This is a genomic window from Synechococcus sp. H55.11, from assembly GCF_047462475.1.
Classification (GTDB): domain Bacteria; phylum Cyanobacteriota; class Cyanobacteriia; order Thermostichales; family Thermostichaceae; genus Thermostichus.
Genome location: NZ_JANSJI010000362.1, coordinates 1 through 11475, shown reverse-complemented (window position 1 = coordinate 11475; position 11475 = coordinate 1). Strand labels below are relative to the sequence as shown.

The following is an 11475-nucleotide window of genomic DNA, read 5'->3' as shown; positions in this document are numbered from 1 at the left end:
TGAGGAGAACAAGTTAAATCTCTGGAGAGTTTCCCGCCGTGGGTCGCACGGTGGCCGCACGCTGAGACCTCTGTACAAACAAGTCTGTGAAGCGTGAAGCCGTACTCTATCTAAGTTGTGTTTACTCAACGAAGATGAGTGTCGGGAGTCGTTCACCTACTTTTCACCGTTGTCCAGAGGGCGTCGATGAGGCGCAGCTCTTCCCCTGACAGCACCTTGAGGTAGCCCAGTTTGGCAAAGGTTTCTTCATCGGGGTAGATGGCCGGATTTTTCCGATCTTCCGGATCGATCAGGGGCAGCGCTGCGGCGTTGGGGGTGGCGAAGCGGTTGTGGTTGCTCAACTGGGCGCCGACCTCGGCATCCAAAATGAAGTTGATGAAGCGATTGGCCAGCTCAGGATTGGGGGCTTTGGCAGGGATGGCCATCACGTCCAGCCAAATGTGAGCGCCCTCGCGAGGGACGAAATAGCCGATATTGGGGTTTTCTTCGGTCGCCTGCAGCGCGTCGCCACTGTAGACAATCGCCACATTGGCCGTTCCGGAGACGAGTTGATTTTTGCCTCCTACGCCTCCGATGAGGCCGGCGCTGCGGCGTTTGGTCTCGATCAAAAGCTGCTGGATCTGCTGCAGTTCGGAGCGAGCAGTGGTGTTGATATCGAAGCCCAGGTAGAGGGCTGCCGCGGCAATCATGGAGCGCATCTCATCGATCATCACAAAGGGGCCGTACTGCTGCTGCGGGTCGAAAATCAATCCCCAAGAGCGCTCGAAGTTTTCCGGCAGGCGGTCTTTGCGGTAGCCGATGCCGGTGGTGCCCCACTGGTAGGCAGCGGTGTAGGTGTTCTCTGGGTCGAAGGGCAGGTCGACAAATTTCTCGCCCAGGTTGCTCAGGTTGGGAATCAGGTCTTTGTTAAGAGGCTGCAGCAGGCCCAGCTCCACCATGTTGGGCACAACGTAGTCGGTGGGCACGACGATGTCGTACTGGCTGACGCCGCCCCCCCGCAGCTTGGCGATCATGTCCTCGTTGGATTCGTACACACTCACCACCACGCGGCTATTGGTGGCTTTCTCAAAAGCCGTGAGAATGTCGGGATCAATGTATTCTGACCAGATGTAGAGGTTGAGGGTCTGCCTCTGGGCAGGGGTGGCATGGGGCCAAAACAGAGCCAGGATCAGCACACAAAAGGCCAGGGTTGTAGCCGAGGCAATCCACTTTTTCATGAGGTTTCTCCAACTGGGAAAAGTTGAAGACATCGTATCTGCTTTGTCTTAAGTTTTTGGGAGCGGCATGGCTATATGTCGCATGTTGTGAATGTGCTTCTGTTCGGCCAAAACTCTACCCGTGGCTGCGGGGATCCGGCTGATTGGGGAGGGTGGGTCTACTCCGCTCCAGCTCAGACACCGGCCCAATACTGGTCAACTGCAGAGGCTGCCCAGTGGCCAGAGCCAACACATTGGCCCGCAAAATCGACGGCGGCTGTTCTCCAATTGCCGATCCCAGCACCTCTCCCTGCCGATCCAAAAACAGAAAATGCGGGATCCCGTTTACCCGGTAGCGGCTCAGCTCCGGCAGCCACTTGGGATTATCCACATTGAGCATGACAAAGTTGACTTGATCGGCAAATTCTTTTTTTAGGTCGGCCAAGAGAGACGCCATCGCTCGACAGGTGGTGCACCAATCGGCATAAAACTCCACCAAAGAAGGTTTGCCGTTGGCTTGAGCTTGCTCCCAAGGTATGGCCTCTTGGGCCAGAGCTTCTAGGTGGGTGCCTGCCTGACGACTTTGGCTAGCCAAAAACAGGCCAGCCGCCATGACCACCGCCACCAGGGCAACCAGCCCGTTGCGCAGCCGTTCTGTCCAGTTTTCCCTCATGGTTCATTACCTCGCGATCGGCACATCTGGTGGATCTGGCTCTCACCGTTTTAGCATCCCAGCCTGTCCTGCCGGCTCCGGCCAGAGCAACATTTTGGGCCGGGATCCCGGCTGGAGAAGAGGGCCAGGTGAGCGATAATGGGTGCGGCGTTTGACCGATGGCTCAGCGATGCGCATCTCCTTGAAGTGGCTGCGAGAACTGGTGGATTTCCAACTTGCACCGGAAGAACTGGGGGAAGCCCTCACCCTGGCAGGGTTTGAGGTGGAAGAGATCGAAGATCGCCGCAGTTGGGCAGACGGCGTCGTTCTGGGCAGGATCTTGGCTGCCGAGCCTCACCCCAACGCCGACAAGCTGCAGGTTTGTCAGGTGGATTTGGGATCCGATCGGCCTGCAACCATTGTCTGTGGAGCCGCCAACGCTCGCGCCGGGATCCTCGTAGCGGTGGCCACGCCCGGCACCTATTTGCCCGCCATCTCCCTTACCATTGCCAAAGCCGACAAGCGCGGGGTGATCTCGGAGGGCATGATCTGTTCTTTGGCCGAGCTGGGACTGGAGAAAGCTTCGGCAGGGATCCACGAATTTCCGCCCGATTTGGATCTCAGCCTGCACCCGCTTGGCTCTGATGTGCGCCCGCTGCTGGGCCTGGACGATGTGGTGCTGGATCTGACTTCCACCGCCAACCGCGCCGACGCCCTGAGCATGGTGGGGATCGCCCGCGAGGTGGCCGCCCTCACCCGCAGCCCGCTGCACCTGCCGCCCATCAAGCCTCTGCAGGCCCAGCCCATCCCCAACTTTCAGTTGCGCATTGCTGACGCCAAAGCCTGCCCCGCCTACAGCGGCGTGTTGATCGAAGGGGTGAAAGTTGGCCCCTCCCCCGACTGGCTGAAACACCGACTGGCCGCCGCCGGGATGCGCCCCATCAACAATGTTGTGGATATTACCAACCTGATCCTGCTGGAGTGGGGCCAGCCCCTGCACGCTTTCGACTGGGATCGCCTGCTCCAGGTCATGGGCAAGAAAAAGCCCACCCTTGAAGTGCGCCTGGCCCAACCGGGAGAAACCTTGAAAACCTTGGACGGCCACACCCGCACCCTGCAGCCCGACAGCCATCTCATTGTGGCCGGCGGCCAACCGGTAGCCTTGGCCGGGGTCATGGGAGGGGAAGAGACCGAAGTCAGCTCGACCACCACCCGCATCTTTTTGGAAGCAGCCCTCTTCGATCCGGCGGTGACGCGGCGCTCGGCCCGCTCCCACTCGCTGCGCACCGAGGCTTCCACCCGTTATGAGCGAGGCGTGAACTTTGCCACCCTCGATCAGGCTCGGGATCGGGCGGTAGAGCTTATTTTGGAGCTGGCGGGCGGATCGGTAGTAGGCCTTACCCGCTTCGACCAACGTCCGCCTTTAGAGCGCACCTTGAAGCTGCGGCTGTCGCGGCTGATCGATGTGTTGGGGGACGAGGTGCAGGCAGCGGATGTGGAAGAGATCTTGTCTGCTTTGGGCTTTCGGCTCTCTCGCTGCGAGGAGGTCAGCTCCCGGAGTGCCCTCTCCCCCGCCACCGAGACGGCAACTGTGGCCCGCTGCGTTTGGCAGGTCGCCGTTCCCCCCTATCGCCTGCGGGACATTGAGCGGGAGATCGACCTCATCGAAGAGTTTGCCCGTCTCTACGGCTATGACCGCTTCTCGGAAACCTTGCCCACCGAGCCGCAGGTGGGATCCCTTTCGACACGAGAAACATTCACGCGCCAGATCCGAGAGGTGCTGCGCGGCATTGGCCTGACGGAGGTGTACCACATCTCCCTCTGTCCGGCGGAAGAGGACAGCTCCCTGGTGAAAATCGCCAATCCGCTTTCGCCGGAGTACTCCGCTGTGCGCAAGGCGCTGCTGCCCGGCCTGGTGGAGGCCTTCCGCTTCAACTGGGATCAAGGCAACGGCCCGCTACAAGCTTTTGAGATTGGCCGTGTCTTTGCCCATGCCCTGCCCACCAGCCCCCACCCTTACCAAGAGGCCGAGCATGTCGGCGGCATTATGGGCGGGGATCCCAATCCCCACGATTGGCAACACCGCAACCGACCCATGGACTGGTTTGAGGCCAAGGGGCTGCTGGTCTCGGCGCTGGAGCGGCTGGGATTTGGCCCGGAGTTGCGTCTGGATCCCCCTGAGGCGCAATCGCCGCTGCTGCACCCCGGTCGTCAGGCCGGCCTGTGGATCGCAGGATCCCGCATCGGCTTGTTCGGCCAGTTGCACCCCCGCCTTTGCCAGGAAAAGGGCCTGCCGGATCAGGTCTATGGGTTTGAGTTGCAGTTGGATCCCTTACTGGAAAGCCTGGAGAGACGAGGCATTGTGCAATTTGCTCCCTTTTCGCCTTTTCCTGCTGCCGATCGGGATATCGCCTTCTTTGCGCCGCTTGACCTCACGGTTGGCGAGATCGAGAAAGTCATTCGCCAAGCCGGCGGAGAACTTCTCCAATCGGTGCAGCTTTTCGACGAGTACCGTGGCCAAGGAGTACCTGAGGGGCAGCGCAGCCTTGCCTTTCGCCTGGTGTACCGCGCTGCCGATCGCACCCTGACAGATGCGGAGGTAGAAGCCCTGCAAAACCAGGTGAGGGCCCAGTTGGCAAAACAATTTCCGGTTACCTTGCGCAGCTAAGTGACCGCTTCATGCCCCAACCGCTACTCGCCCCCCTCTCCCACAAGGGGAGAGGGGAGTTGGAGATCAACACCTTTCTCTACAGTTGCCGCGGCTCTCTTCTGGCTTCAATGTCAAAAATCAACATGACCTATAACAAACGGCTGCTGCGCGCTTTCCAGTTCAGCTTTTGATCCAGAAGAAACTCCAAGTGAGGCAGATAGGCTTTACAGCTATGCTCTCCTGAACCGATTAGGTGAGTGGCATTGAGGTTTTCAATTCTGGGGTGAAACTCTCTAATTGGCTTGATCCCACAGGGGCTGCGGTTGAGGGAAGGGGCTTTGAAGACGTAGGCCAGAACCCAATCGTCTTCGTTGTAGATATTCACCAACTTTCCGGTGATATTTTCTATATGTAGACTCCAGTTCTTATCGGCCTGCCTCCTAACAGCACCGCTGAGCAAGATAACATCTTTAAGACGCCGATCTGCAGTCTGGGGCCAACCGCGCATGATGTAGTAGGCTACCCTTGCCCCCAAGGAAAACCCCATCAGGGTAATCTGCCTTTCCGGCAAAGCAGAGAGCAGGGGATAGGCGTACTTCAGTCCCACTTCTTTGGCCTTTGCTTTGTGGGCTTCCCAGTGGGCAAGTAGTCCTACCCCAAGCTTCAGGGCAGATAAAGTCAAGCTTACAGGACTGGAAGCATCCCACCAGAGGTAGTACAGGGATCCCTGCCATCCGGCACGTCGAAGCGTCTCCCACAACAGTCTTTTTTCCCAAGGTTGGGTTTCACCTTCGCTAAGGAAACCGTTGATGAAAACTAGGGCCTCGTCCCAACCCAGGGAGGGTTCAATACGGATCAAATAAGGCCTACGGTGAGTAACCTCTTCGATAGTCCAGTCAACAACAATTTCTGTAACTTTCTGGCTGACTTGGAAAGTGGTTTGACCCGTGCCAAGAAGAATTCCTCCGGCTTTTTGGGTGGTCTCGATACCTGTACCAATAACTGACCCGGTAACCTTGCCTATATCAAAGGCGGTCTCTACAACTTTTCCGCCAATCTGGGCAAAACCTTTGAAGACCCCCTCAAGAATGTCTTGCATGGTCAATGGCACCCCCTGGAAGCTGAGACCAGCAAAATACTAGTACTATCTTACCCGCGCCGCATGGCGGTAACCCCCGTGGGATCCAGGACTTTGCCTCGTTCCACCTCGGCATAGACCAGGTAGCGATCGCCACACTCCATCCAGGTCTTGACACAGCACTCTAGGTAGGCCAGGGCATCCAATAGAACCGGGCAGCCATTTTCGGCAGTGGCCGTGGCCAGGCCGGCAAAGCGGTCTTCGCCAGGACGCTGGGGCCGCTGAAAGTGTCGCTGCAGGCTGCTGCCTTTGCCCTCCCGCAAGATGTTAAGCACAAAGGTCGCTTGGGGATGGATAAGCAGTTCCGCCTCGCTGTCCCTGGTTACAGAAAGGGTTAGGCCGGGGGGGTTGAAGCTGGCCTGGGCCACCGACGAGGTGAGAAAGCCGCGCGGGATCCCATCTTGCAGGGCGGTCACCACACAGAGGGATCCCACCACCCGGCTCAAGGCCTGTCCCACCCGATCCGCCTGGGTTTCGCTGCTGGTTTGGCGGGGGGCACGCGCTCGCTTGGCCTTGCGCAGCGCCTGGGCAAACTGGGATCCCGCCTCTTGGCAAGTTTGTAGGATTGCAGGGGTGGGCTTAAACTTGGCGCGGATCGTCTCAAACCCCAAAGAAAAGCCGGCATTGAGCAACTTGCTCTCGATGAGATCCACCGCTTCGCCGCTCCAGCCGTAGGAGCCAAAAACCCCCGCCAACTTGCTGGTGGAAACCGAGGAGAGGATGATGCCCAAAACCGTTTGGATCTGGACAGGGGGATGGCCGGCCAAGGTGGGGGATCCGATGATGAACCCTTGACAGCGCTCCAGGGCCTGGGCGATCTCGTCAGGGGTGGCCCATTCGCAGTTAATTCGCTCCACCGTAACCCCAGACTGTTCCAGCCCCTGAGCTAGGGCTACAGCCATCATGCCTGTATTCCCATAAGCCGAGGTGAAGAGCAATGCCACCCGCTGCTCGCCAGGATCCTCCTCGCACCAAGCGTGGTAATCCAAGCGCAGCCGCCGCAGGCTGTGGCGCACCAAGGGGCCGTGGGCAGGGGCGTAGATTTGGGCGGGAAACTCCTCCAACTTAGCCAGGGCCGCCTTCACCTGGGGCAATTGGTTGCGGTGCAAACAGTCGAAGTAGTAGCGGCGGTCTTCGCTGAGCTGCCGCCAATGCTCGTCAAACACCTGCTCGTCGCAGACATGGGCGCCAAACAGCTTGTCGGTGAACAGGATCCCGGTGGCCGGGTCGTAGGTACAAAGGGCATCCGGGTGGCGGGGCGTGGGCACGGTGCGAACGTGCAGCTCATGCCCTTCCCCCAAATCCAGGCGATCCCCGTCGCGGAGCACCCGCAGGCGGAAAGACTGGTCGCCATTGTAGGTAATGCCCAGATCGGCTGCCTCTTCTTCGTCGCGGCTGCGGGGCACGGGATCCATCTCTTCAAAGGCGGCCCGCAGCGTGATGGATCCCGGCTTGGAGCAGAGCACCGTTGCATAGGGAGCCAGAGGCAATAGGGCTTTGAGGGTAGCAATGCGGTTAAAGTTGACGTGGCTGAGCAAAATAAAGTCCAACCGCTGCAGGTATTGGTGCTGGGCCAGCTCCTCCAGAAAGATGTTGGTGAACGATTCCCCCGGCGGATCGATGAGAAGGGTTTGGCGGGCCTGGATGAGGTAGCTGTTGGCGGTGGTGCCCCGTTGCCGGGCATATTCCAGCTCAAACTTCAAGCGATCCCAGGTGCGGGAGCGGAGAACCAACGTGGACGGGCCGATATGGGCCACTTGGACATCACGGGCGGGGATCCTACTCTCCATAGCAGCCTCCGATGCGGCATCTGTCTTCAGCTTGCCACGAAGCTGAAGGACTGGGGATCCCCTTTCAGAGTTGCGGGAGGCTGCGGGTTGGCTTAACCAAAAGCAAATACAGCATGAACAAGCTGGCGCTTCCCCCCAGAGGTGGGGATGTCTGAAACTCGGGATCCCTTGCATACTGTTGCTATCTTGGCACTCGCACAGGTGCTCCCTCTTTTCCCCGTTATCTGAGATACGGCCATGCCTGCTCCTTCCCCGCTGTTGCTCAAACTTGCCCTGCGTCTGCTTGGCTCTCTGAAGATCCCGGTGGATCGGCGCAGGATCCGCGAGCGTGGCTTTGTTCTACCGGTCGCCATCTTGATTGTGCTGGTGTTGAGCTTGGTAACGGTGGGCCTGCTCACCCGCTCCACCCAGCGCAACATCCAAACCCAGGTGGAACGAGCGGGGCAGACGGTTAGCCGACAACTCAACGCCGCCATCGACCGGGCGCGGGCCAAGATCGACTACCTGGTGCGGGATCCCCGCCTGCCCGCCGGCACCCCCACCGATGCCCAACTTGCCGCGGCCTTGATTAACGACGGGGCGGGAGGGCTGCTCCCGCGGGATGAGAACGAGCCCTACATCCTCCCCGATGAAACCCAGTTCGAAATTACAACCAACATCGAGGTGGAGGATCCCAACAACCCCGGGCAAACCCTGCCTGTGCCGGTACGGGCGCCGGCCTGGTGGTTTTTGGTGGACACCGACAACAACGGCGTCAACGACTCCGTAACTGTCTACACCATTCTCAACACCCGTCGGGCTGCCAGTGCCGGCTTTGAGGATAGCCGGCTAACGGATACGGAGCGGGCACGGCGCCTGATGATCCGCAGTGGCCCTCTGCAAGGGTCGGCTCTGGGCGCTTGTACCGACAACCCCGCCGAGCAGACCGCCAACCCCAACGTGGGAGATTGGTTCCAGGTGGGATCGGCGCTGTACAAGCCTTTCCAGGTCTTTGCCGTCACCCTGCCCATTCAAGGCGCCGACTCCACCACCCGCGCCATCTCGGCTTTGCAGTTCCAGCAGGATCGGAAGCGGGATCTCCTCAACAAGTGGGGGGCCTTCAGCCGCGGCGACCTGGAGTTTTTCTTCACCCCGGGCTACAACTGGAACGGCGCCATCTACGCCGGCGGCAGCCTTTTCTTCCGCTATGCCCCCAACAACTTGTTCCGGGCTTTCACCATCAGCTCGGAGCAGTCCTGCTTCTACATGCCTGCAGATAACTCCGAGATTACCGCCTTCGGAGAGCTGGTGGCAGGGGCTATTGGCTACGCCGGCCAGCAGGTGAGCGATACCCTGATTTTCGATGTTCACTCTGGCCAGCAAGACGTAGCGCCGAGTGTGTTGGCCCGGCTAAACAACCTGAACTTTGACTCGGTGCAAAACGGAGTAGAGCCGGAGAGTGTGGCCCTGGATCCGCTGGAGCTCTATCTTTTCGGCCGCATCCGCACCCGCGGATCCTATGCCTCAGATGCAGCGGGATGGGCGGCTTCTCCCCTCAACGCCAAACGGGAGCCCAACCCCGGACGGATCAAGGCCGGCGGTTTTCAGTCCGGTTCCGACCAGGTCTGCCCTCCCTACGTGGACGATGTCTATCGGGCCGACAACCGCTTTGGGCCCAAGGCCAGCTACGAACGTCCGCCCGTGACGCCTGACCCGCAGAATGGCTGCAACGTGCCCACCTTTGCCGAAAAGTTCAACGCCAGGGCAGGTGACACAATCCCGTCTGAGGCCGAAAATGAGCTGGGCGAATCCCTCACGGCCGACGAGCCGCCGCCGGGCGCACTCTCCGAGGTGGGGCTGGATGGCTACTGGGAGCGACGGGCCCGCGTGGAAGGCCTGCGGGTGATCGTGGGGCAGCGCCTGGAGCTGACCCGCACCGACTCTTTGCCGCTGCCGTTGGTGCCAGGGGGCGATCCCAATGATCCCACTAAGCTACAGGCCATTTTCATCAGCAACGAGGCGCGGCAACGCTTGACCCTGCGGGATAACCCGGCGGCGGTGCAGGCCACGGCTGTTTACCACCACAGCCACCAAGATGGGCGCTTCCCCATCGCCTGCCTGGCCACGGTGGCTCACCCCGGCACTCCCTGGAGCTTGCGGCGGGCTTCCACCTTCCCCGCCGGCGATCAGACCAACCAACTGGGCATCAACTTCTTCACCGGCGAGGGCACCAACGTCTGGGAATATGACCCTGCGCCGATGCAAGAGCGGCTGCGGCCTGGCACAGCCCTGTGGACGGCGCTGACCAACCTGGCCAATTTTGCCGGCGACCCCGACGGAGCCTATCCGCCCAGGCAGGAGGCGGGCCGCATCCACCCAGATCCGTTCATCACTGCCTTTGGCAACTTCTCCGAGCTGCGGCGAATCATCAACAACCCGAACAACCTTAGCTTGGCGGATCAAACCACGCTGCAGACGGCGGGTTGCATGCTGGGCATGCTGGCCGACAACATTCTGCGGATTGAGGCGGCTGCCAACGCCGGGGATCCAGCAGCTCAGATCCTTTGGGGTGACATCAGAGCCAGCCGTGAAGGCAAGCGGGCTGACTCTAAGCGCTTCTACCTGCCGCTGCGCTACATCTTCCCCACCAGCGACTTTGGCCAGGCGGATCCCATAGAGAGCGAGCGGCGAGGCGCCTACTCCTGGCTGCCGGCTGCCACCTACCAGGCAGTAACCGACCTTGAGCAAGTGGCTCTTCGGCCTCGCTCCACCATCAACGACTGGCGTTTGCCCCGTGCCACTGCCACTTGCCCCAGCAGCACCCTACTCGGTGGCAACCACCCCAACAGCAACCAGATGGAGCTGATCCAGGTCGGCGACCAGTGCCATCGCGTGCCCTTCAAAGATTCGGTGTTTTACGATGGCCGCGAGGCAATGGCGGTGCGGGCCCTCAACATCGACCTGGCCCTTTTGACCAACAACGCCAATGGTCAGGCCAACGGGCTGATCAACGGAGATACTTGGCTGCCTGCCGGCGTGCAAGAAGGCCGCGAAGGGGGTATTTTCTACGCCTTCCGGGAAGATGCGGTGCGGGAGGATGCCATTGCCCGCCCGCCTTTGACCAACTTCACCGCCTATCAAACTGCCTGGCAAGCGGCAAACGCCCGCGGCACCCTTCCCTTCATCATGAATGCCGGTCAGCCCGGTCGCAACCAACCGGTCGGCGATCCGCCTGTCTCCAACGAGGGGCTTAGCCCCAAGCCGGTGGACTACTACCCCGATCCGGATCGGCGGCCCTATGGCTTCCGGCTGCGCAACGGGGCAGTGTTGGCGCGGGGTGGGTTTAACCTCGATGAAGCCGTCTTCGGCCTCTCCTTCATCTCTGATAACCCCGTCTACATCCAAGGGGACTTTAACCTGCACCAGACGGCAGGAGGCGATCGGCTGGAAGAGTTCAAGACTCTCCTCAACTTCGGATCAGACGGCCTCTATAGCAACTTCTACGGGCGACTCCGGAAGAATGAAGATCGGGGCTTTGCCCGGGCAGCCCAGGATCTCTGGCGGCCCAGCGAGATCATAGGCGACTCGGTCAATATCCTCTCTGCCGATTTCTGCGATGGCAGCATTGACGACGGCTTTGTCCAGGATGGCACCCTCGATGGCGGCGGCAGCAACTATAACTCCGGCCAGGACTACGCCGGTGGGCGTGCCTCGGCTCCTCGCCGCAACGACTACTACGGTTGCAACAGCGGCCCAAACCCGCGGGGCAACACCTCCTTCCTCAACCAGGCGCTGGTGATCCGGGGCAACAACTGGCCGGCTCTGGATCCGAATAACGCCGGCGTCCTGCGCTTTGACAACACCGGCGGGGCCCAGAACCTGGGCGACAACACCAACCAGCCCGGCTGGCCGGACGTGTTTGCCCGCGACACCCTCTTTGCCCGCCGCAACAGCACCGATGACCGGACGGCGGGCGGTGGCGTGCCGGCGGAGCGGCAGTTGCGGGCGCCAGACACGGGCTATGCCAACTTCGGCGTGCGCATCTCCGCCTTGGGCAACCCGGTGCTGGA

6 protein-coding genes are annotated in these 11475 nt (G+C 60.5%); 2 read left to right on the top strand and 4 right to left on the bottom strand.

The window, feature by feature from the left end:
- Window positions 1-152 precede the first annotated feature (152 nt).
- On the bottom strand, window positions 153-1217 hold the full coding sequence (locus NW853_RS13780; RefSeq protein WP_414335349.1) for a spermidine/putrescine ABC transporter substrate-binding protein: 1065 nt from the start codon (window positions 1215-1217) through the stop codon (window positions 153-155).
- 115 nt (window positions 1218-1332) lie between these two features.
- Window positions 1333-1869 (bottom strand): thioredoxin domain-containing protein, encoded by a 537-nt coding sequence (locus NW853_RS13775; protein WP_414335351.1) that lies wholly within the window; start codon window positions 1867-1869, stop codon window positions 1333-1335.
- Between the two features lie 169 nt (window positions 1870-2038).
- Between NW853_RS13775 and pheT the strand changes: the two genes are divergently transcribed.
- Window positions 2039-4516 (top strand): phenylalanine--tRNA ligase subunit beta, encoded by a 2478-nt coding sequence (gene pheT, locus NW853_RS13770; RefSeq protein ID WP_414335353.1) that lies wholly within the window; start codon window positions 2039-2041, stop codon window positions 4514-4516.
- A gap of 130 nt (window positions 4517-4646) precedes the next feature.
- Here the strand turns inward: pheT and NW853_RS13765 are convergent, their stop codons facing one another.
- Window positions 4647-5597, bottom strand: coding sequence for a DUF726 domain-containing protein (locus tag NW853_RS13765; RefSeq protein WP_414349310.1), 951 nt, complete (start codon window positions 5595-5597; stop codon window positions 4647-4649).
- Between the two features lie 50 nt (window positions 5598-5647).
- Window positions 5648-7426, bottom strand: coding sequence for a flavin reductase (locus NW853_RS13760; protein ID WP_414349309.1), 1779 nt, complete (start codon window positions 7424-7426; stop codon window positions 5648-5650).
- Between the two features lie 237 nt (window positions 7427-7663).
- Here NW853_RS13760 and hpsA point away from each other — a divergent pair.
- On the top strand, window positions 7664-11475 hold a 3812-nt coding region (hpsA, locus tag NW853_RS13755; RefSeq protein WP_414349308.1), incomplete at its 3' end, for a hormogonium polysaccharide biosynthesis protein HpsA.

Bases quoted from the DNA above. Each gene is read 5' to 3' on its own strand.
- NW853_RS13760 (WP_414349309.1), bottom strand. From the start codon at position 7,426: ATGGAGAGTAGGATCCCCGCCCGTGATGTCCAAGTGGCCCATATCGGC.
- NW853_RS13775 (WP_414335351.1), bottom strand. From the start codon at position 1,869: ATGAGGGAAAACTGGACAGAACGGCTGCGCAACGGGCTGGTTGCCCTG.
- pheT (WP_414335353.1), top strand. From the start codon at position 2,039: ATGCGCATCTCCTTGAAGTGGCTGCGAGAACTGGTGGATTTCCAACTT.
- NW853_RS13765 (WP_414349310.1), bottom strand. From the start codon at position 5,597: ATGCAAGACATTCTTGAGGGGGTCTTCAAAGGTTTTGCCCAGATTGGC.
- NW853_RS13780 (WP_414335349.1), bottom strand. From the start codon at position 1,217: ATGAAAAAGTGGATTGCCTCGGCTACAACCCTGGCCTTTTGTGTGCTG.